The 21,071-nt window shown below is 72.5% G+C and carries 19 protein-coding genes and 1 tRNA gene; 8 read left to right on the top strand and 12 right to left on the bottom strand.

Translation table 11 applies throughout. The annotated features are described in order from the left end of the window. Positions 1-129: 129 nt before the first annotated feature. From APR03_RS00185 to APR03_RS00170, 4 genes are all read right to left on the bottom strand, one after another. Positions 130-1,047 (bottom strand): carbohydrate ABC transporter permease, encoded by a 918-nt coding sequence (locus tag APR03_RS00185; protein ID WP_253831583.1) that lies wholly within the window; start codon positions 1,045-1,047, stop codon positions 130-132. 1 nt (position 1,048) lies between these two features. Then, positions 1,049-1,993, bottom strand: coding sequence for a carbohydrate ABC transporter permease (locus APR03_RS00180; RefSeq protein WP_253831581.1), 945 nt, complete (start codon positions 1,991-1,993; stop codon positions 1,049-1,051). Next, a complete protein-coding gene (locus APR03_RS00175) occupies positions 1,990-3,303 on the bottom strand; it encodes an extracellular solute-binding protein (RefSeq protein ID WP_253831579.1) in 1,314 nt (437 codons plus the stop codon). The genes APR03_RS00180 and APR03_RS00175 overlap by 4 nt, the downstream gene beginning before the upstream one ends. 73 nt (positions 3,304-3,376) lie before the next feature. Continuing rightward, the gene (locus tag APR03_RS00170; protein WP_253831577.1) at positions 3,377-5,302 is read right to left on the bottom strand and encodes a glycoside hydrolase family 127 protein; all 1,926 of its coding nucleotides are present in this window, start codon (positions 5,300-5,302) and stop codon (positions 3,377-3,379) included. Between the two features lie 249 nt (positions 5,303-5,551). Between APR03_RS00170 and APR03_RS00165 the strand changes: the two genes are divergently transcribed. After that, the gene (locus APR03_RS00165; protein ID WP_253831575.1) at positions 5,552-6,583 is read left to right on the top strand and encodes a LacI family DNA-binding transcriptional regulator; all 1,032 of its coding nucleotides are present in this window, start codon (positions 5,552-5,554) and stop codon (positions 6,581-6,583) included. Here the strand turns inward: APR03_RS00165 and APR03_RS00160 are convergent. Then, entirely contained in the window at positions 6,580-7,026 is a 447-nt protein-coding gene (locus APR03_RS00160; RefSeq protein ID WP_253831572.1) for a hypothetical protein, read from the bottom strand. The genes APR03_RS00165 and APR03_RS00160 overlap by 4 nt on opposite strands. A gap of 672 nt (positions 7,027-7,698) precedes the next feature. Between APR03_RS00160 and APR03_RS00155 the strand changes: the two genes are divergently transcribed. Then, positions 7,699-7,772 (top strand) — tRNA-Pro (locus APR03_RS00155). Between the two features lie 116 nt (positions 7,773-7,888). Here APR03_RS00155 and APR03_RS00150 read toward each other — a convergent pair. The 3 genes from APR03_RS00150 to APR03_RS00140 all read right to left on the bottom strand — a co-directional run bounded on the left by APR03_RS00150 (position 7,889) and on the right by APR03_RS00140 (position 10,377). After that, positions 7,889-8,353, bottom strand: coding sequence for a hypothetical protein (locus APR03_RS00150; RefSeq protein ID WP_253831571.1), 465 nt, complete (start codon positions 8,351-8,353; stop codon positions 7,889-7,891). A 178-nt stretch (positions 8,354-8,531) separates the two neighbouring features. Continuing rightward, positions 8,532-9,437: an NADP-dependent oxidoreductase gene (locus APR03_RS00145; protein WP_253831569.1), complete on the bottom strand. Its 906-nt coding sequence runs from the start codon at positions 9,435-9,437 to the stop codon at positions 8,532-8,534. Positions 9,438-9,474: 37 nt separating this feature from the next. Beyond that, positions 9,475-10,377 (bottom strand): TIGR03619 family F420-dependent LLM class oxidoreductase, encoded by a 903-nt coding sequence (locus APR03_RS00140; RefSeq protein WP_253831567.1) that lies wholly within the window; start codon positions 10,375-10,377, stop codon positions 9,475-9,477. 214 nt (positions 10,378-10,591) lie between these two features. Between APR03_RS00140 and APR03_RS00135 the strand changes: the two genes are divergently transcribed. Continuing rightward, positions 10,592-10,978, top strand: coding sequence for a MerR family transcriptional regulator (locus tag APR03_RS00135; protein ID WP_253831565.1), 387 nt, complete (start codon positions 10,592-10,594; stop codon positions 10,976-10,978). Between the two features lie 47 nt (positions 10,979-11,025). On the opposite strand, the gene APR03_RS00130 is transcribed toward APR03_RS00135, so the two are convergent. Both APR03_RS00130 and APR03_RS00125 read right to left on the bottom strand, forming a co-directional pair. Continuing rightward, positions 11,026-12,117, bottom strand: a complete 1,092-nt coding sequence (locus APR03_RS00130; RefSeq protein WP_253831563.1) for a Gfo/Idh/MocA family protein — start codon at positions 12,115-12,117, stop codon at positions 11,026-11,028. Between the two features lie 87 nt (positions 12,118-12,204). Next, positions 12,205-13,176, bottom strand: coding sequence for an aldo/keto reductase (locus tag APR03_RS00125; protein WP_253831561.1), 972 nt, complete (start codon positions 13,174-13,176; stop codon positions 12,205-12,207). Between the two features lie 146 nt (positions 13,177-13,322). Here APR03_RS00125 and APR03_RS00120 point away from each other — a divergent pair, with 146 nt between their 5' ends. The 4 genes from APR03_RS00120 to APR03_RS00105 all read left to right on the top strand — a co-directional run bounded on the left by APR03_RS00120 (position 13,323) and on the right by APR03_RS00105 (position 18,021). Further along, positions 13,323-13,904: a MarR family winged helix-turn-helix transcriptional regulator gene (locus APR03_RS00120; RefSeq protein ID WP_253831559.1), complete on the top strand. Its 582-nt coding sequence runs from the start codon at positions 13,323-13,325 to the stop codon at positions 13,902-13,904. 99 nt (positions 13,905-14,003) lie between these two features. Beyond that, positions 14,004-15,299 carry a sensor histidine kinase gene (locus APR03_RS00115; protein ID WP_253831557.1) on the top strand — a complete coding sequence of 432 codons (1,296 nt, stop codon included), beginning with the start codon at positions 14,004-14,006 and terminating at the stop codon, positions 15,297-15,299. A gap of 245 nt (positions 15,300-15,544) precedes the next feature. Next, positions 15,545-17,095 (top strand): alpha/beta hydrolase, encoded by a 1,551-nt coding sequence (locus tag APR03_RS00110; protein ID WP_253831555.1) that lies wholly within the window; start codon positions 15,545-15,547, stop codon positions 17,093-17,095. A 146-nt stretch (positions 17,096-17,241) separates the two neighbouring features. Beyond that, positions 17,242-18,021, top strand: a complete 780-nt coding sequence (locus APR03_RS00105; protein ID WP_253831553.1) for a glucose 1-dehydrogenase — start codon at positions 17,242-17,244, stop codon at positions 18,019-18,021. Between the two features lie 14 nt (positions 18,022-18,035). On the opposite strand, the gene APR03_RS00100 is transcribed toward APR03_RS00105, so the two are convergent. Beyond that, positions 18,036-19,034 carry an NAD-dependent epimerase/dehydratase family protein gene (locus APR03_RS00100; protein ID WP_253831551.1) on the bottom strand — a complete coding sequence of 333 codons (999 nt, stop codon included), beginning with the start codon at positions 19,032-19,034 and terminating at the stop codon, positions 18,036-18,038. 102 nt (positions 19,035-19,136) lie between these two features. Between APR03_RS00100 and APR03_RS00095 the strand changes: the two genes are divergently transcribed. Beyond that, positions 19,137-19,970: a helix-turn-helix domain-containing protein gene (locus APR03_RS00095; RefSeq protein ID WP_253831549.1), complete on the top strand. Its 834-nt coding sequence runs from the start codon at positions 19,137-19,139 to the stop codon at positions 19,968-19,970. A gap of 2 nt (positions 19,971-19,972) precedes the next feature. On the opposite strand, the gene APR03_RS25110 is transcribed toward APR03_RS00095, so the two are convergent. After that, a complete protein-coding gene (locus APR03_RS25110; protein ID WP_253831547.1) occupies positions 19,973-21,061 on the bottom strand; it encodes a S1C family serine protease in 1,089 nt (362 codons plus the stop codon). Positions 21,062-21,071 lie beyond the last annotated feature (10 nt).

Genomic DNA, 21,071 nt, shown 5'->3' with positions numbered 1-21,071 from the left:
CAGATCTCAGCGGCCCAGCACCAGATCTCGGCGGGCGGCCCCCGCGGGCGGCGGCACCGACGGGCGGCGGCACCGGCGGCGGGCGGCGGCGCCGGCGGGCGGCCCCAGCGGCCCCCGGCGCCCCGCCCGTCAGCCCTTCACCGACCCCGACGCCAGCCCCGCCACGTAGTACCGCTGCAGCGCCACGTACAGGATCACGCACGGGATCATCGCGATCACCGACCCTGCCGCCAGCAGACCGAAGTTGACCTGCCCGTACGCCCCCTGCTGCAGGTTCACCAGCGAGACCGGCAGCGTGTAGAGGTCCGAGTCGGTGAGGAACGTCAGTGCCCCCAGGAACTCGGTCCACGACGCCAGGAACGCGTACAGCGCCGCCGTCGCCGTGCCGGGCACCACCAGGGGCCGCAGCACCGACACCAGGATGCGCAGGGTGCCCGCGCCGTCGACGTGTGCGGAGTCCTCGAGCTCCGCGGGTACCGCGGCGAAGGTGTTGCGCATGACGAAGATGCCGAACGGCAGGTTCACCGTCGTGTAGAACAGCACGAGCCCGAACAGGCTGTCGGTCAGGCCCATGACGTTCATCTGCAGGTACAGCGGCGTCAGGATGGCCTGGAACGGGATCATCAGCGTCACCAGCACGAGCCCGAACAGCACGCCACGCGCCCGGAACGGGAACCGTGCGAACCCGTACCCGGCCAGCGTCGCCAGCGCGGCGGTGAGCACCGCCGTCGACACCGAGACGATCACCGAGTTCAGGATGCCGCGCCACACCTCCGGCTGGTCGATCACGGCCCGGAAGTTGACCCAGGACAGGTCGAGGAACCGGCCGTCGGGGGCGGCCACGATCACGTCGCCCGGCTGCCCCGCCCGCAGGAACGCGACCAGCAGCGGCACCAGGAACACCAGGGCGGCCAGAGTGCCGCCCACCACGTAGAGCGTCCGCTTGACCCGGGTGTCCCGCTCGGGCCCGCCCGCGCTCGGGGCGGGGACGACGGCGGGGCGCCGCACCACGGCGGGCGTACGGGGCGCGGATGTCACAGCAGCCATGTCAGCTCCTCTCCCGCAGCAGCCAGAACTGGGCCGCGGTGACCAGACCGGTGATGACCACCAGCACGAGCGACATCGCCGTCGCCGCACCGAGCTGGAGCTGGACGAACGCGCGGCGGTAGATCGCCATGACGATCGTCGTGGTGTCCGACCCGGGACCGCCCTGGGTCAGGATGTAGAACTGCGTGAACGCGAGGAACGAGCCGATCACCGACAGGATCACGGTCATCGCGATGGTGCGGCGCAGCATCGGCACCGTGATCTGCAGCTCGCGCTGCCACCAGGTGGCGCCGTCGATCTCCGCCGACTCGTAGACCTCCCGCGGGATGCCCTGCATGCCGGACATGAGCAGCACCATCGTGAGCCCGGAGACACCCCAGATCACCATGACGCACAGCAGGCCGGTGGCCAGCGGCCCGTCGACGAGCCACGCCGTGGTCCCGTCCGTGATTCCCAGCGTCTTGAGCGCCACGTTGATCAGGCCGCTGTTCGGCTGCGCCTCCAGCAGCGTGAGGAAGCTCAGGGTGGTCAGGCCGATCACGAACGGCACGAAGAAGATGGTGCGCAGCAGCGTGGCGCCCCGCCGGTTGGAGCGCACCAGCACGGCCAGGCCGTACCCGAGCAGCAGGATCGGCAGGGTGACGATCGCCGTGTACAGCAGGGTGTAGCCCAGCGAGCCCCAGAACGTCGGGTCGGTGAGCACGGACGCGTAGTTGTCCAGGCCGATGAACCGGTAGGGGCCGATGAGCGGGAAGTTCGTCAGCGAGATGTAGACCGCCACCACGAGCGGCACGAACACGAAGACGACCACCAGCGCCACGGCAGGCGTGACCAGGGCGAGGCCGGTGCGGTGGGGGTGCGTGAGCGTCCCGGACCGACGGCGGCGCAGGGTCTGCGGCTGCGGCACGGGCGTCAGCGGGCGGGCGCCCGTCGTCGGCGCGCTCATGCCTGCGCCTGCCGCAGGATGCGGTCGTAGGTGCTCTGGGCCTCGTCCATGGCGGCATCGACCTCCCCGTCGAAGACGGCCCGGCGGAACATGCGCAGCCAGGGTCCGTCCTGCTGGTTGTAGATCAGGTTGTAGGCGAGCGTGGTGGGCGCGTAGCCGCGGTCGATGGACTCCAGCGGCGGCAGCACGAACGGGTTGTCCTGCGCGAACTGCGGCGTCACGACGTCGGACCGCACGGGGGAGTAGAACCCCTCCGGCATGCGCGACTGCTGCTCCACGGAGACGGCGAACCGCATGAACTCCCACGCCGCCGACGGGTTCTTGGCGCCGTTGGGCATGCAGAGGTTGTCGCCGCCGTCGAAGAACGCGCGGCCGCCGTCCGGCCCCGGGAGCATGACCACGCGCGTGCGCTCCAGGAGCGCGGGGTCCGCGTTCGGGACGACGACGCCGTACCCCGCCGGGAACATGCCCAGCCGGCCGGCGGTGTAGTCGGCGGACCAGCGCGAGGCGTCGTCCGAGAAGCTGCCCGGCGGCACGAGCTGCTCCTCCCACAGTGTGCGCAGCAGGTCGAGCGTGCGGTGCAGGGCGTCGTTGCCCGCGACGTCGCCGGTCTGGCTGCCGACGTCGCCCGCGATGAGGTCCCGGTCGGTGGCCCACACGTGCGGCTGCACCGTGAACCCGAGAGCGCCCGAGGCGTTGCCGGGGTAGGACCAGCCGTAGACGTCGTCGTCCAGGGCCGTGATGGCGCGCGCCGCCTCGAGCATGCCCGCGAAGTCGCGCGTGTGCTCGTCCACGTCCAGGCCCGCGCGGTCGAACAGCTCGGTGTTGCAGAACAGCACCGAGAAGTCGCCGATGAACGGCAGGCCGTAGTGCCGCCCGTCCTTGGTGCTCAGGGCGAGGTGGCCCGGGCTGAGCGCATCGCCGATGCCCAGGTCCTCGATGAGAGGCGTGAGGTCGGTGAAGGCACCGCGGTAGGCGAACAGGGTCGAGTAGATGTCGTCGATGTCGATCACGTCGGGCACCCGGCCGCCGCGGATCGCGGTGGCCAGCTTGGTCACGTACTGCCCGTTCTGGATGGGCGTGACCCGCACCCGGATGCGGTCCTGCGAGCGGTGGAACGCGTCCACCACGGCCTGCGTGCCGTTCACGGTGTCCGAGCGGCACCACAGGTTGAGGGTGCCGCTCGCGTTCTCGCCGAAGCCCGGGGCCTCGACGTCCGCCGGGCGCAGCGTGCCGCCGCAGCCGGCCAGCGCGGCGGCCACGGTCGCCGACCCGGCGAGCGTGAGCAGCTGGCGTCTGGTGAGCTCCATTGCTCTCCTTCCTTGCGCGTCGTCGCGTGGGGGGTGCGGGCGGCCGGGGCGTCCCCGGCCGCCCGTGGGTAGGTCAGCGGGTGGGCACCCAGACCCGCATCGGCTGCGGGCCGCGGTTGGCCCACGCGTAGTAGGGGATGGCGGTCAGGGTCACGTCGCGCGAGGGCTCGGGCGACGGCGTCGCGGCCGGGCAGTACGGGGTGGTCGCCTCGGCGTCGGGCCCGGGGACGACGGCGCCCTGCGCCCGCACGACCGTGACGCCGCCCAGCAGGCCGTCCCGGAACTCGTCGGAGAGTGCGCCCGCGGGGTCGATCCGCAGGTCGTCGACGACGGCGCCGTCCTCCTGGTCGGGCTGCTCCAGGGCGTAGACCAGCGGTCCGCGCTCGATGGCGACGGCGCCGCGGGCGGCGTCGACCCGCGGGTCCGCGCCGGTCAGGCGCGGGGTGAGCGGCAGGTCGAGCACCACGGTGTCGCCCGCGGAGAACCGGCGCGCGGTGCGGGCGTAGGTGCCGGCCTGCACCGGGTCGCCGTCGAGCGTGGCGCCGTCCGCCCAGGCGGGGACGCGCAGGGCGAGCGTCGCCTCGCCGTCCGGCGCCTCCTCGACGTGCAGCGCGATGCGGCCCTCGTCCGGGTAACGGGTCTCGACGCGCAGGCGCAGCGTGCCGCCGTCGAGCGGCGCCGTGACCGTGCCGGGGGCGTACTGGTGCACCTGGAGGCTCGTGCCGTCCGCCGTGGCGAGGTAGCCGGTCAGGCTGGAGACCGTGCGCATGATGTTGGGCGGGCAGCACGCGCAGCTGAACCACGAGCGGCGCCCGTGCGCGGGGCTGCGGTCCTCCTCGGCGTGCGCGTCGCTGCGCAGCTGCAGCGGGTTGACGTAGAAGTACTCGGTGCCGCTCAGCGACACGCCCGCGAGGAACCCGTTGAGCAGCATGCGCTCGATCTGGTCGGCGTACCGCGCCTCGCCCGTGGCCAGGAGCATGCGCCACGCCCACTGCACGCCGCCGATCGCCGCGCAGGTCTCGGCGTAGGCGCGGTCGTTCGGCAGCTCGTACGGGTCGCCGAACGACTCGCCCTCCCAGCGCGAACCGAGCCCGCCGGTCACGTACTGCTTGCCGCGCTCCATCGCGCGGTACTGGGTGTCCAGGGCGGCCAGCAGCTCGGCGTCGCCCGTCTCGACCGCGACGTCGGCCGCGCCCGCCCCGAGGTACACGGCGCGCACCGCGTGCCCCTCGACCGTGGTGGCCTCACGCACCTTGACCCGGTCGGAGAAGTAGGTCGGCGCCTTGTCGTGCCCCTCGATGATGCCCGTGCCGCGCGCCTCGACGAACCAGCTCGCCAGGTCGAGGTAGGCGCGCGTGCCCGTCTCGCGGTACAGCTCGACCAGGCCCATCTCGACCACCGGGTGACCGTCGACCTCGCGGAGCTGCCCCTCGCCGTCGCCGAAGGTGGCCACGAGATGGTCGGCCAGCCGCACCGCGACGTCCAGCAGCTCGGTGTGGCCCGTGCCGCGCACCTGCGCCACCGCGGCCTGGAACAGGTGTCCCGCGCAGTACAGCTCGTGGCTCCACGGCAGGTCGCTGTACCTCGGCACCTTGCGGAGCATCGGCACGGAGTCGAGGTAGCCGTCCTCGGCCTGCGCCGCGGCGAGCAGCTCGGTGATGCGCAGCTGGTCGGCCAGCAGCTTCTCGTCGGGCTCCCGGGCGTACTCCCAGGCGGCGGCCTCGAGCCACTTGTGCACGTCGGAGTCGGCGAAGATCGGGCCGATCGCCTCGCCCTCGGCCCGGCCCGCGGCGATCTCCAGGTTGCGCAGGTTGCCTGCCTTGTCGAGCTGCTCCAGGCCCTCGGGGATCGCGGCGGAACGGTTCACGTTAGCGGTGCGCCGCCACAGGCCGCCGTCGATCGTCACGTGCCCCGGCGCCAGCGGGCGCAGCAGCACCCGGGCGTCGTCGGAGGGCGCGGCAGGACCGCGCGTGGTGCCGCTGGGGGTGAGGGTCGTCATCGATGGCTCCTTCACAGGCTGACGTACACGGGCCGGGGTCCACGCGCCGCGAGACGGCGCTCGCGGAAACTAGGAATCCGATTTCCTGATCGTAGGGAAGGGGTGCGGGCGGAGTCAAAGGTTTCCTCCGACGTTGTGCGCGGCGTGCGAGTTCGCTGGGTTCTGGGAGGTACGATGGCGGCGTCGTCCCGCGGGTGCGGGATGCCGTGCGGAACGCGAGGAAAACGGAAACGGGGAGGTCGGCGCGGGATGGAGCGGGGACGGGTGGTGCGGATCACCGACGTGGCCGCCCTGGCGGGCGTGGCGCCCGGCACGGCGTCCAAGGCGCTCAACGGGACGGGCTCCCTGCGCGAGAGCACGCGCGAGCGGGTCCGGGAGGCGGCGGATCGCCTCGGCTTCGTCCCGGATGTGACCGCGCGGTCACTTTCCGCGCGCCGGAGCTTCACCGTCGGGCTGCTCAGCACCGACTCCGCCGGCCGGTTCTCCCTGCCCGTGGTGCTCGGCGCGGAGAACGCGCTGGTGGGCGGCGAGCTGTCTGCGCTGCTGGCCACCGCCCGGCACGACCCGGTGCGCGAGCAGCACCACGTGCGCGCCCTGGTGGCCCGGCGCGTGGACGGCATCATCGTGACCGGCCGCACCACCGAACCCCGCGAGCCCATCCGGGTGCCGATGCCGGTGGTGTACGCGTTCGCGCCGTCCGCCGACCCCGACGACGCCTCCGTGGTGCCCGACGACGCCACCGGCATGCGCCTGCTCGCCGAGCACCTCGTCGGCCTGGGCCGACGCCGGATCGCCTACGTGGGCGGCCGCGTGGAGCAGCCGGCGTCGACGGTGCGCTACGAGACCCTGGCCGCGGAGCTCGCGTCGCGCGACCTCGAGATGGTGGGCCCGCCGCTGTACGGCGACTGGTCGGAGCAGTGGGGCCGCCGCGCGGTGGACCAGATCCTGGGCGTCGCCGCGGCGTCTCGGCGGGACGGCGGCCGGCTGCCCGTGGACGCCATCGTGTTCGCCTCCGACCAGCTCGCGCGCGGCGGGTGCGACCGGCTGCGGGAGCTCGGCGTCCGCGTGCCCGACGACATCGCCGTCACCGGCTACGACGACTGGGAGGTCATGTCGCTCGCCAGCCGCCCGCCGCTGACCACCGTCGACATGCAGCTCGAACGACTGGGCCAGCGCGCCGCCGAGCTCCTGATCGCGGCCATCGAGGGCGAGCCGACGCACGGCGTCGAACGGCTGGCACCGCGCCTGGTGGTGCGGGCGTCGACCCTGGGAGACGGTTAACGCCCGGTGTCGACCGCGAGGGCGACCGTGGCGCCGTCGACCCGGACGGTGCGGACACCGTCGGCGGGATAGTACACCGGCAGGACGACGACCTGGCTCACCGGCAGGTACTCGTCCGAGCACGCCGGGTCCACGCCGGCCGCGGTCAGGACCTCGACCGTGGTGCTGTCGGTCCAGCCGACGTCCACGGGGTAGGGCATGCAGCCCGGCGTGCCCCACATGGTCAGCTCGAGGCGCGCGGGGCGGACGCCGGCGTCGACCCGGGCGTGGACCACGCCGGCGGGCGGCGGGGACGCTTCTTCCGTCCGGGCCGGGTAGCTCTCGACGGCGATGGTGCGGGGAGCGTCGGTGTGCGGTGCGCCGGTGCCGGGCGCGTAGTGGCCGCCGGCGCAGGCGGTGAGGGCGAGCGGAAGGACGAGCGCGGTCGTCCACCGGCGAGACATGGGTGATCCCTTCCCGAGCAGTGGGGGTGTGGTGTCTCGACGATGGCAGCGGTGGCCCGCGGGTCCCTAACCTTTACTTTGCATGGTCGGGGTGGAGGGCGTGGTGTGCGCCGGCGTCGGTCCTTTGGCGCCCGTCTGGCGACGACTTCGGTCGGTTGCCTCGAGATCGGTCCTTCAATGGGCCGATCTCAGGGCAACTGACCGATGTGGTGTCTGGGCGGTGTGCATCTGACCGATGTGATCCATGGGGGTCTGCGCCGAGTTGCTCTACTGGCGGGCGGCTGCTCCACCGGCCCCGGTGTCGGTCCTTTGCCTCCGTCTGGCGACGACTTCGGTCGGTTGCCTCCAGATCGGTCCATCAATGGGCCGATCTCAGGGCAACTGACCGAAGTCGCCTCCGGGCGGTGTGCATCCGACCGAAGCGACACACCAGAAGACGAGGAGCTGCGGGCCCAGCCGCCGCCCATGAAAGTCCGCCGCGACCAGGCGGTTCCGCATGGAAGTCGCCCGATCCCCGTGCCGAATCGCCTGCTTGCGGCGGACTTTCGGGGGGCGGGCCCACCGCGGCGGTTATCCGTTGGCCGCAGGTGGGGTGCTACCCGATATGATCGGTCCGTCGGCCGGGACCGGTCGGGTGAAACCTCAGGTGGTGCCCGGATTCGCCGCCGACGGCGGGCTGTGGCGCAGCTTGGTAGCGCATCTGCTTTGGGAGCAGAGGGTCGCTGGTTCGAATCCAGTCAGCCCGACCCTGTGATGTCGCAGGACACGGAATGGCCTGAACCTACGATTCGTAGGTTCAGGCCATTCGTCATGTGCGGGTGGGGCCGGGTGGTCGGTCTGCGCCCGGGCGATGGTGCGGAGCTCAGCAATCCAGGGTGGGCAGGGAGACGCCGGCGGCTCCGCGCACGGCACTGGCGACAACCTCCAGCTCGTCGGCCGCGAGGGCACGATCACCGGCACCGAGGCCGCACGCCAGCTCGGGATCAGCCAGGCGCTGGCCAGCCGCCACCTCCGCTAGCTCGCCAAGTACGGGTTCATCGAGCGAGCCACGGCCGGCGACGATCGCGTCCGGTCCTGGCGGGTCACCTCGACCTCGATGGACACGAGGTCCGAGCATCCTGAGGGCCGCGCGGCGACCGACCTGCTGCAGCAGCAGATCGTGCAGCAGGCGGTCGTGCAGCTCCAGGAGTGGCAGGAGCGCCGGGACCAGTACGACGCGCGCTGGGCCAGGCCGACCGATCTCGTCAACGGCCTGGTCTACCCAGCGCCGCCGCATCGGCGACCACGACACTCGGCCCGCCGACGCGGTCCCGGTCGCGTTCACCATCCTGGCCACGCCCGTCGCCGCCACGGAGCACGGCGGGTGAGCCGCGTCCGCCTGTGCGCCTGATGCTCGCGTCCGGCAGCGCGCCCTCTCGGGCAGCGCTGCCGGACGATCCGGTCGCCGTCGGCATCGGAGACATGTGCCCGGCTTCAGCCGTGGACCACGGCGTCGCCGTCAGCCCTCAGGGTACGAGGAGGACCTTCCCCCCGGTGTGACCGGCCGCCAGGAACCTGTGCGCGTCGGCTGCCTGCGAGAGCGGAAACGTGCGGCCGATGCGGGTGCGCCACTCGCCTGCCGCGATGTGCTCCAGCGCAGTCCTGACGAACTGGTTCCGGCGGTTGCCGGGGTTTCCCCCACTGAACTGGACGCGGTATCGGCCGGCGTCCAGGTCGGCGAGCGTGACGACGCGACGGGTCCCGCCCCGCAGCTCGATCAGTGCGGGGAGCAAGCCCTTGCCCGCAGTGTCCAGCGCGGCGTCGACACCGTCGGGAGCGGCGTCGCGCACCCGGTCCACGAGGCCGTCTCCGTACTCGACGGCGGTCGCGCCGAGGCTCTCGACGTAGGGGAGGCTGTCTCTACCGGCGATGCCGATCACCGTGAGGCCGGCGAGCCGGGCGAACTGAACCGCAGCGCTACCCAGGGCACCGCTGGCGCCGGTGACGACCAGGGTTTCTCCGCGCTCGGGAGCGAGGAGCGCCAGCCCGCGCGCGGCGTTGTCGGCGCCGATCACCGTGGCTGCTGCCTGCTCGAAGGTGACGCCGTCGGGTATCAGCGCGTAGTTGCCACTCAGGGTGAACTCCGCGTACGCCCCCTGAACGAAGCTGTCGGGCCAGCCGGCGATGCGGTCGCCGACCCGCACGCCTGTGACGCCCTCCCCGACCTGCTCGACCGTCCCGGCGAACTCGAAGCCGATGATCGCGGGTGCCGGCAGGCCGAAACCTCCGGAACGCGCGGTCAGCTCGGCGGGATTCACACCCGCGGCGTGTACTCGGGCGAGCACCTGGCCCCGTCCCGGACCCGGTGTGGGCACGTCGGCTTCCTGAAGTACTTCCGGTCCTCCGAACGACGTGATGACGGACGCCTTCATCTTTCTTCTCCTCTTTCGAGACGGCTGAGCACGGGGGTCACAGCTGACCGGTGCGCTCGATCACCTGGGCGGCGAAGTCGAGGTGCTGGTCGAGGGTGGTGAACTTCGCGAAGGCATCGACGTACGCCTCGTCGACGCCGGAGTCGGCGTACCGCTTGAGCTGGTCCGCGACGGTGTCGACGGTCGTGTCCGGGTCGAGGTTGATCCGCATGGCCGTCTTCAGGGCGTCGGGGTCGCGGCCGGCGTCCTCCGCGGCGCGGCGCGCGACCGACCACAGGCGGCTCGCGCCGTCGTCCTCATGGCCGATGGCCGCCGTGGGCGCCGGACCTTCGACACCGAGCCAGCCGATGCCGCTGCGGCCGACCCGGCGCATCGCGGCCTCGCTGGCACCGCCGACCCAGATGGGCGGCCCGCCCGGCTGGATGGGCCGCAGGCCCACGTGGACCGGCGACATGGTGAAGAACTCGCTGTCCCAGGACACGGGGCTGGTCGTCCACCACGCCCGCAGGAACGCCAGCGTGTCGTCGAGCATCCGGCCGCGACGGTGCCAGTCCGCGGTGCGGACGACGTCGTACTCCTGCTTCATCCAGCCCACGCCCACCCCGAGACCGAGGCGGCCGCCGCTGAGCACGTCGAGCGTGGTCAGCTGCCGGGCCAGGTGCGCCGGCTCGTAGTAGAACGTGCTGAGGGTGCTGGTGTTCAGGCGCACCCTGCTGGTGGCCGCCGCGGCGACGGTCAGCAGCAGCACGGGATCGAAGGAGCGGGCCATCTGCGGGCTCCGGTCGAGGTAGTCGCTGCCGATATCGACCGGCGTGACCAGACGGTCGCTGATCCAGAGGGTGTCGTACCCCAGGTCCTCGAGCCCGCGGGCGAAGGCGCCCAGGGCGGGTGCGTCGCCGACGGCGGGCCCGACGACGGGAATCGTAAGTCCGAGCTGCATGGTGATGAGCCTCCTCGGCGAGATCTCTCGCCGCTGTCGTTCTTCTGCGTCTGACGGGTCAGGGGTCTCGGCCCCCGCGGGTCAGCCGGTGAGGCTGCCGGGCGGGAGCTTGACGGTGTGCGGAGCGGCTCTCTCGATCGCCTCGGGAATCATGCGGAGAGGCTAGAGATTGACACTGGTGTCAATGTCAAGAGGGGCCTGCCGGGAGTTGACCGTGAGGATCGGCGAGCTGTCTGAACGCACCGGAATCGCCACCCGGATGCTGCGCTACTACGAGAGCCAGGGACTCATCGAATCCCTGCGGGAGAGCAACGGTTACCGGGCCTACGGCGAGTGCGCGGTCGATCGCGCGATGTGGGTCCGCGGCCTGATCCGAGCCGGGCTGACCACCCGGATGGCCAAGATGATCCTGGACGCGGAGCAGCAGTGGGCCCGCGACGAGACCCCCGAGTGCCCCATCGATCTGGCCAAGGAGCTGGCCGACGAGCTGACGGTCGTCAACGACAGGCTCCAGGAGCTCACCCGGAGCCGTGACACCCTCAGCGACTGCCTGGCACGCACACGCCACGGGGCACTGCGCCGGGGAACGGCATCCCCCTGAGACTCGGCTGGTGGCAGGAGCCCGGGCGGCCGTTCCTGCCGGCACACCTACTGCCGGACGCCGGTTCGTGCGGCTCGCTCGACCCGGGCGACCAGGCGGCTGTTGTGGGCGGCACGGGCGAACCCAGGAGTGTGGTGGGTGCCGTCGGCGAGGTCGCGCGCGAGGCTCGCGTACACCTCGCCCACGTTGATGGCGGCACCGGTCCAGATCTCGGCCGCGGCCGGACCGGTTCCCGTGGCGACAGGGCGGTCGGGCTCCTCGACGTCGACGTTCGAGGTCAGCGTGAGGTCGCCGACCTGGACGCCGGCGGGGTGGTTGCCGGTCAGCCTGAGCCAGCCGTCGGCGCCCCGGACCTCGAGGCTGAACCGCGCGTCGGGCACGGGCACGCCCGCCAGGACCTGCACTCCGACGGGAGCTCCGGACGACGTCTTGAGGATCGCGTCGAGGTGGTCCGGCACCTCGCGGGTGGTGGTCGTGCCGGTGTCGACCAGCTTCACCTCCGGCCAGAGCAGCTCCGTGCGGGCGTCGATCTCGGTGATGTCGCCAAGGACCGTCTCGATCACGTCCAGCACGTGGCCCACCGCGATCGTCATGAAGCTCGCGCCGGCGTCCGCCTTGTCGAAGTACTCGTAGGCGCTCACCGACTCCGGGCCGTTCCCGAACGTGGTCGCGGTCGCTCGGGCTGACAGCAGCCGCCCGAGCCGGCCCTGGGCCACGATTTCGGCAGCCCGGCGCACCGAGGGGCTGAGACTGCCCTGCAACCCGATCGCCGTGTGCAGGGTGCCGGCCGCCGCCGCCATCTCCTCGGTCTCGGCGACGTTCGCACCCAACGGCGACTCCGCGTAGACGGCTTTGCCGGCCGCGAGGGCCGCGAGCACGAGCTCGCGGTGTGCGGGGACCTTGACGGCGACCGTGACGACGTCGATCGACGGGTCGCTGATCAGCTCGTACGGGTCGGCATACCAGCGCTCGGCGCCGAACAGCTCGGCGGCCTGCCGAGCGCTCTCCTCGCGCCGGGTCGCTACGGCGGCCAGCTTCAGCTGCGGTTGGGCCATGAGCGCGGGGACGTGAGATGCGCCGGCCCAGCTGGCCTTCGTGTCCGCGCCGATGATCCCGACGCGGATCGGGTTGCCTGCCATGGTGCTGCTCCATTCAGTCGTCTACGGGGTGTTCTGTGCGGCGAGCGCGCGGGGGTTCCGCGTCGCTCGGCTCGTTGCCGTCGTTCCTCACCGGTCGAGGGCAGCCATGCCGCCCCGGTCATGGCGGTCGCCGGAGGCGGGCGCCAGGTTGTTCAGCCGTCCGATCTGGTCCGGGGTCAGCCGGATCCCGTCGGCCGCGATGTTCTCCTCGAGCCGCTCGACGTGCCGGGTCCCAGGGATGGGGTTGATGTCCGCGCCCTGGGCCAGGAGCCAGGCCAGGGCGACCTGGGCAGGGGTGGCTCCGGCCTCGGTCGCCACGGACCGGACCTCCTCGACGATGCGCAGGTTGCGTTCGAGGTTGCCGCCGGTGAAGCGTGGGTTGGTGCGACGCCAGTCGTCGGCGGCCAGGCCGTCCAGGGAACGGATGTTCCCGGTCAGGAAGCCGTGACCCAGCGGGGAGTACGGCACGAGACCGATCCCCAGCTCGCGCAGCACCGGGAGCACGTCCGCTTCGGGGTCCCGTGTCCACAGCGAGTACTCGCTCTGGACCGCGGCCAGCGGGTGGACCGCGTGGGCGCGGCGGATGGTGGACGGGCCGGCCTCGGACAGGCCGATGTAGCGGACCTTGCCCTCGGTGACCAGGCCGGCCAGGGCGTCGACGGTGTCCTCGATCGGGGTGCTGGGGTCGACCCGGTGCTGGTAGTACAGGTCGATGTGGTCGGTGCCCAGCCGCCGCAACGATCCCTCGACCGCGAGACGGATGTTCGCCGGTGTGCTGTCCACCCCCGGGCGGCCCGTGTGGGACACCAGGCCGAACTTGGTGGCGAGCACCACCTCGTCACGTCGTCCTCGTGTCGCCCGGCCCAGCAGGGCTTCGTTCGCGCCTGCCCCGTACGCCTCGGCGGTGTCCAGGTGGGTGACGCCGAGGTCCACGGCGTGCTGGATGGTGCGGACGGACTCTTCCTCGGAGCCGTCCTTGCCCGTGTAGAAGGCGGACATGCCCATGACTCCCAGGCCGAGGCGCGAGACCTCGAGCCCGCCGAGCGACGTGGTCTGCATCGGGTGTTCCTCTCCTGGATCGGTTCGCCAGGCCCGCAGCCGGTACGCCGACCAGTGCGAACTTGACGCATCAAGATGAACTTGATGCGTCAAGTTCTACCTTCTCGAACTTGATGCGTCAATAACTGGCGCCGTAGGCTGCCCGCATGGCGAAGACGGGAGATGCTCAGCAGCGGGGCGAGAGGCCCCGGCAGGCCGGCTCGCAGTCCCGCGCGTCGGACGTCGAGCCGCGTTGGCTGAACAGCGACGAGCTGGCGGCGTGGCTGGCCAACTCCGCGATCATGATCAGCTTGCCCGCTGCCCTGGATGCGCGGATGCAGCGCGAGTCGCAGATGACCTTCTTCGAGTACATGGTGCTGTCGGTCCTCTCCGAGGAGCCGGATCGGACCATGCAGATGAGCGCCCTGGCCACGCGCACGTCGGCGTCGTTGTCGCGGTTGTCGCACGTCGTCGGACGACTGGAGAAGCGTGGGCTGCTTGCCAGGTCCCGGATACCCGGTGCGGGTCGCCGCACCAACGCGACACTGACCGAGGCCGGCTACGACGTCGTCGTCGCGGCTGCGCCCGGGCACGTCGCGGCAGTCCGCGAATACTTGATCGACTCGCTCGAACCGCGCGACCTGGCTGCCCTGCGGCGCATCGGCGCAGCGGTGGACGCCGCGATCCATCGCGAACCGGCGGACCCGGCACGTGCGGCGACGGCGCACGTCGACGTTCCCGCGCCGTAGCCGCCCGCCGTCGCCACGGTCTACCCGGGCTGGAGCATGAGCGCCGTGCGGGCGTGAGGGCCGCATCCGTGACATGTGTCATGCTCGTAACCTGGGCGAATGAGCAGCCGGCCCGATCGCTCCGCCGTCGCCGCATCGGCTGTCGAGGCCCGTACCGCGCTACGGCTGACCCGGAGCATCAGCGCGACCTGGTGGTACGTCGCACTGGCGATCGTGGTCTCCCAGCTCGTCATCGTGGTCCTCCTGGTGAACTCTCTCGTCGAGAGTGGGTTCGGCCGTGTCACGTCCGCAGCCGTCGGTGTCGGTGGGCTGCTGTGGTGGCTCGCGACGCTGCCCCTGCTGCTCGACTACCGGCATCGCACCGTGGATGTGCCGCTGGTGGTCTGGTGGCGCCATCTCCCACCGCTCCTGCTCGCAGCGGCGTACGGGCTCGCGGCTGGGCTGGTCACCGGGGTGTGGGTGGTGGGTGTCCTGCCGCTGATCCAGGTGGCCATGCTGGTGAACTGGCCGCCTGGAGTTCGCTTGCGCGTCGCGCTGGCTGCGACCGCGCTGCTGGTCGCGCTCTGCGTGATCGACGTCCGCCGCACGCTGGGCGAGGTTCCGGCCGCCAACTGGCCCCAGGTGCTCCTCCTGTCTGCCATCCTGCCGATCGTGACCGTGTCGTCGCTGTGGTGGTGGGACGTGCTCGCCACGCTCGACCGGGCCCGCGCCTCGGAGGCCAGGCTCGCCGCGACCCACGAGCGGCTCCGCCTGGCGACCGACGTGCACGACCTGCAAGGGCACCACCTGCAGGTCGTCGCCCTCCAGCTGGAGCTCGCCGAGCGGCTCATGCCGCGCGACCCGGGGGCGGGCACGGAACAGCTGCGCGCCGCACGTGCCAGCGTCGACGACGCCCGGCAGGGCACCCGCGACCTGGCCACCCGCTTCCGGTCCGTCCCGCTGCGCGACGAGCTCGCCAACGCCGTCGACCTGCTGCGCGCCGCCGGCACCAAGGCCGAGGCCACGGTGGACCCCGACGCCTCGCTCGCCCCGGCGTCCACCCTCGGTCCGGTCGTCCGCGAGACGACGACGAACGTGCTGCGCCACGGCGGCGGCAGGTGGGCCCGACTGTCCCTCACCCGCACGGATCGGACGTGGCGTTACGAGATCTCCAACGACGTCGCGGCCGACGCCCCCGACCGGCCCGGGAACGCGGGCGGGGCGGGGCTGACCGGCATCGCCCGGCGGGCGTCCGAGGTGGACGGCGACCTCGAGGTGCGCCGTGACGGCCAGACGTTCACCGTCGTCATCACGGTCGGCGCCGCAGACGCTCCCTGTCGCCCGCCCGCGGCACCGTGCGCAACCGGCGTGACACATGTCACGGACGGGGACGGAGAACCTCCTGGGTGCTGGTGACGGCTCGTCACTGGGCGACGCGCCGGATCCTGCGAAGACTGGTCGGACCGACCTCGGGGGCTGGTCGACGCTCGGTGCCGGCTGCTCCCGGGGTGAAACCTCTCTGTTGAAGGAAGGCCACGATGCCAGAGCGCACGAAGCCGATCCCTGTCGATGACGGACCTGTCATGTCTGTACCGGATGCGTCCGAGGCCCGAGACCCGAGGCGGTGGCTGTCTCGACGCGCCGCACGTCGCGGGATCGCGGTGACGCTGGCGGTGGGCCTGGCGGCCTCGGTGAGCGTGCCCGCCCTGGCCGGCGATCGGTCCGCCACGACCAGCCCGGCGGCGGCCGGGACGGCGCAGGTACCTACGCCGGCGGCGGCGGAGTGGGGTACCTGTCCCGTCGACGTGGTCGAGGACGCCTTCCCGTACGTGCTGGACTGCGCGACGGTGCAGGTGCCGATGGACTACGCCGAGCCCGGCGGCGAGCAGATCGACCTCATGATCTCGCGGATGGCCAGTACCGATCCGGAGAAGCGCCGCGGCATCCTGCTGCTGAACCCCGGCGGCCCGTCCGGTTCCGGGCTCGCGCTGCCCACGGTGCTGGCGTCCAGGGGTCTGCCCAAGAGCGTTCGGGACGCGTACGACATCATCGGGATGGACACCCGGGGCATCGGGCACTCGACGGCCGCGCACTGCGGGTTCACCGCGGAGACCCCGCACTTCGGCAACCTCCCGCCCTACGCCGTGGACGATGCATCCGTCGAGGCGCAGGCGGAGGTCGTCAGGGGCATCGCCGAGCAGTGCGCCGCGTCGTCCGACGCCGAGCTGCTGCAGCACCTGAACACGCCCAACACGGCGCGCGACCTGGACCAGATCCGGGCAGCGCTGGGTGAGGAGAAGGCGAGTTACCTGGGCTACTCCTACGGCAGCGGACTGGGTGCCACGTACGACGCGATGTTCCCCGACCGGGCCGACCGGGTGGTGCTGGACAGCAACATCGGTGCCACGCACCTGAACCAGGACGTGCTCCGTCTGTGGGGTCCGGGCATGGAGGAGACGTTCCCTGACTTCGCGAGGTGGGCGGCCAAGCGGCACGGCAGCTACGGGCTGGGCCGCACCCCGGCGCAGGTGCGTGCCACCTACTTCGAGCTGGCCGAGCGGCTCGACGAGCAGCCGATGGTCGGGGTGGATGGCGTGATCTTCCGGATGGCCAACTTCGGGTATCTCTACAGCCCGGCCCAGTACCCCAAGATCGCTGAGATCTGGGAGTCGGTCATGGCCGACGACGGGGCAGGGGTCGTGAAGCAGCTGGCCGCTGACGCGCCCGCCGGTCCGTTGGTGGGTGCCCCGGCCGATCCCGCGGCCAACGCCGAGGAACCCTGGGAGCCCGACAACGCGCTGACGGTGTTCCTCTCGGTGAGCTGCAACGACGCCGAGTGGCCCACGGACGTGCAGCACTACAAGGAGACCGCGGCCGAGGACCGGGCGAAGTACCCGATGTTCGGCGCGGCGGGGGCCAACATCACGCCGTGTGCGTACTGGCCGTACGAGCCCGTCGAGCAGGCGGAGATCTCGCGGGAAGGCAAGCGGAACATCCTGATCGTGCAGAACGAGCGGGACCCGGCTACTCCGCTGCGCGGCGGCCAGCTCGCCCGGGAGCGGTTCGGTGACCGGTCGCGTCTGGTGACTGTCGACCAGAGCGGGCACGGGGCCTACGTGCTGCACGACAACCCCTGCGCCCTGGAGACCACCACGACGTTCCTGGTGGACGGGACCCTCCCGAAGCGTGACGTGGCCTGCAGGGCGGGCTGATGCCATGACGGGGTCCGGACCGGTGTTGCCGTGAGCGGGCGGGTGGGGCAGGTGGCGAGTCGCTTGACTCACAACCACCAGAGGCCTACTGTCGAAGCAATGGTGAGTCACTCGACTCACAACCCGCGACACCGAAGGAGCACCCCATGCCCCGCTTCGACAACCAGACCGTGCTCGTGACCGGCGGCACCGGCGGCCAGGGCTCCAGCCACGTGCGCGCCTTCCACGCGGAGGGCGCGCACGTCGTGATCGCCGGCCTCGACGAGGAGCGTGGCGCCGCCCTGGTCGACGAGCTCGGGACACGCGCCCTCGCCGTCCACCTCGACGTCACCGACGAGAGCTCGTGGTCCGCCGCCGTGGCTGCGGCGGAGGAGGCCTTCGGCGGCCTGAACGTGCTGGTCAACAACGCGGGGGTGCAGAACCCGCCCGCGACGGTCGAGGACACCGACCCGGCCACCTGGTCGCGCATCCTCGACGTCAACCTCACCGGGACGTTCCTCGGCATCAGGGCCGCGGCCCCCGCCCTGCGCCGCGCGGGAGGGGGCGCCGTCGTCAACATCGCCTCGACCATGGCCCTGGCCGGCACGGCGCACTACGCGCCGTACGTCGCCAGCAAGTGGGCGGTGCGGGGGCTGACGCAGACGGCGGCGCTCGAGCTGGGCCGCGACCGCATCCGGGTGAACACCATCCTCCCCGGCGTGATCGCCACCCCGTTCATCCAGGAGCCGGCGGCCGGCGCGAGCACGGCCATCGCCGACTTCTACTCGCCCGAGCCGTTCGCCGTCCCGCGGCTCGGGGAGCCCGCCGACGTCAGCGGCCTGCTCCTGTTCCTCGCGTCGTCGGACGCGTCGTTCGTCACGGGGGCGGAGTACGTGATCGACGGCGGGCTCACGCTCGGCCCGGCCCTCCAGGCCGACGCCGCCTGACCACGCGAGCCGCCTCACGCCCGCAGCTCCGCCACCCCCTCCTCGAACGACAGCACCGGCCGGTACCCCAGCTCCACCCGTGCCCGCGTGATGTCGTACGTGCGGTCGCGGCCCAGGAAGGCGAGCAGCCAGCGGTCCAGCGGCGGGGCGGTCGGACGGCGCAGCAGGCGCCACGTCGCGTCCAGCACGCCGGCGAGCACCGCCGCCGTCCCGTACGGCACGCTCCGCGCCGAGCGCACGTCGGCCCCGGCGGCGGCCATCATCGGCGTCATGAAGTCGCGCACCGACCGGGGCGCGCCGTCGGTCACGTAGTAGACGCCGCGGTCGGTGCCGCGGGTCAGGGCGGCGGACGTCGCCGCGGTGAGGTTGTCGACGTGCACGTGGTCCACGAGGTGCCGGCCGTTGTCGATCCAGGCGTACTGCCCGGCCCGTGCACCCTGCGCCGCCTCGCGCAGCGTCGTCATGCCGACGCCCCAGATCATCGGGGGACGCAGCGTCACCAGCGTCGTCCCGGGGGTCGGCAGCGCGGCGAGCGCCTGCTCGGTCGCGAGCTTGACACGGCCGTAGGCGATGAGCGGGCGGCCGGTGGGCGTCGTCTCGTCGACGACGGCGGGGCCGCCCCGCCCGTCGGTGGAGACGGCGGCGGCGCTGATGAGCACGAAGCGTCCGACCCCGGCGTCCGCCGCAGCCCGGAAGAGGGTGATCGTGGGCCAGTGGTTGTCGCGCTCGAAACCGGCGTCCGGCCCCCAGAACGCCATGCGGGCGGCCGCGTGGACGACGGCGTCCGCGCCGTCCAGCGACGTGAGCCAGGACGGGGGCCGGTCGGGCCCGCCGTCCGAGGTGCGGCGGAGGTCGGCGAGGTCGCCGCGTACGGCCGTCGCGCCGGCCGCCTCGACGCGTCGTGCCGCCTCGGTGCTGCGGGCCAGGGCTCGCACGGTGTGGCCGTCCGCGAGGAGGCGGGTGATCAGGTGCTGTCCGACGAATCCGCTGCCGCCGGTGAGGAAGATGTCCATGGCAGTGAGCCTGCGGCCCGGCGCCGGTGCGAGGGAGCCACGGCTCGTGGTGGTACAGCCCGTACCACGCCGGGGCGGGGCGGCATGCAGCAGGATGAGCCCATGGACGAGCTTGGAACCGCGCTACGGACCTGGCGCGACAGGATCGCGCCGGGCGACGTCGGCCTGCCGCACCTCTCCCCGCGCCGGGTCGCGGGACTGCGGCGCAGCGAGCTCGCGCAGCTCGCCGGCATCTCCGTCGAGTACGTGGTGCGGCTGGAGCAGGGGCGCGCGAGCACGCCGTCGGCCCAGGTGTGCGCGGCGCTCGCCCGGGCGCTCGGGCTGTCCGACGACGAGCAGTCCCACCTCTTCCGCCTCGCCGGCCACGCCACCACGCCGGACCGTGTGCCCCGCCTGATCCCCGGCAGCGTGCACCGCATCGTCGAGCAGCTGGCGGGCAGTCCCGTGCTGGTCTGCGACGCGGGCTGGCAGATGCTGGCCTGGAACCCGCTGTTCGCGGCGGCGCTCGGCGACCCGACGCGGCAGCCGGCCGAGGACCGCAACGCGATGCTGTTCCAGTTCGAGCAACAGCCGTCCCGCATCCGGCAGACCACCGACGAGCGGGACGCGTTCGAGCGGTCGCTGGTCGCCGACCTGCGGGCGACCACGAGCCGCTACCCGAAGGACCCGGACCTGCGGGCGCTCGTGGCACGGCTGCTGCGCGGCGACCGGTTCCGGGAGCTGTGGGAGCAGCGGGCGGTGGGGGAGCACCAGGGTGCGCGCAAGGTCGTCGAGCACCCCGAGGTGGGCGACATCGCGGTGGAGTCCAACGTGCTCACCACGCAGGGCTCGGACCTGCGGCTCGTCGTGGACACGCCGCGCGACGCCGAGTCCCGGAGCCGGCTGGCGCTCGTGGCGACGGTCGGGCTCCAGGACATGGCGGTCAGGAGCGACTGAGCTCAGGAGCCGCGGATGATGCGCTCGGCGACCTGCGCGGCGCGGTCGATCGGCACCGCGAAACCGATGCCGATGCTGCCCGAGCCGCCCACCGTGGCGATGGCCGTGTTGATGCCCACCACGTCGCCGCTCAGGTCCACCAGCGGACCACCGGAGTTGCCCTGGTTGATCGAGGCGTCCGTCTGCACCATCGGCCCGGGGAAGCCGCCCGCGTCCCGGTCGACGGCGCTCACCACGCCCGCCGTGACGCTCCCCGTGAGACCCAGCGGCGAGCCGACGGCGATCACCGGCTCGCCGATACGCAGCGCCGCGCTGCTGCCCAGGGTCGCCGCGGGCGCACCACCGAGGTCGGCCTCGACCACCGCGATGTCGTTGCGCTCGTCCGCGCCGAGCACGCGGCCGCTGACCCGGCGGCCGTCGTCCAGCACGAGCTCGACCGTGGACGCCCCGACGACGACGTGCCCGTTGGTCACCACGTGGCTGCCGTCGATGACCACGCCCGACCCGCCGCGCGAGCCGGCCCGCACCTGGACCACGCTCGGCAGCACCCGCTGCGCCGCGCCCGACGTGGTGAGGCCGACGCCGGGCACGGGGGCCGGGGCGGCCGCCGCCGGCGCAGTCTCGTCCGGCCCGGTGACCAGCCCCGTGACCAGGCCCGTCGTGACCGACCCGAACAGCGCGCCCAGCGCGAGCACGGCCGACATGGTGACCAGCGGCCACGACCGGCGGCGCGGGTCGGCGGGCGCGCTCTCTGGGAGCGGCGTGGCGGACGCCGGCGGTGCCACCGCCCTGCCCGCCGTCTTGTCCGCCGCCCCGTTGGCCATCAGGGGCACCGCCGTGCCAGGCGCGAGCCCGGGCGACGTGACGAACCGCCGCACGGCGGGCGGGGCCGGGGCGGCCGGCTCGCCGAGTACGAACTGGCGTGGGCCCGCAGGGCGGCCGAGGCCGGTCGTGGGGCCCCGCGGGACCGGGGTGCGGGTGACGGGGCCGTCCTCGGCCCGGGCCGCCGCCGCGCGGTAGGACGCGGCGGGGGTCGGTACGGGGTCGGGCGACGCAGGGACGGGACCGGTAGGCGGGACAGGGTTCTGCACGGGACCACTC

Source organism: Promicromonospora thailandica (genome assembly GCF_024171955.1).
GTDB classification, from domain to species: domain Bacteria; phylum Actinomycetota; class Actinomycetes; order Actinomycetales; family Cellulomonadaceae; genus Promicromonospora; species Promicromonospora thailandica.
The sequence above is the reverse complement of the archived record's forward strand: the minus strand, read 5'-3'. Positions and strand labels throughout refer to the sequence as shown.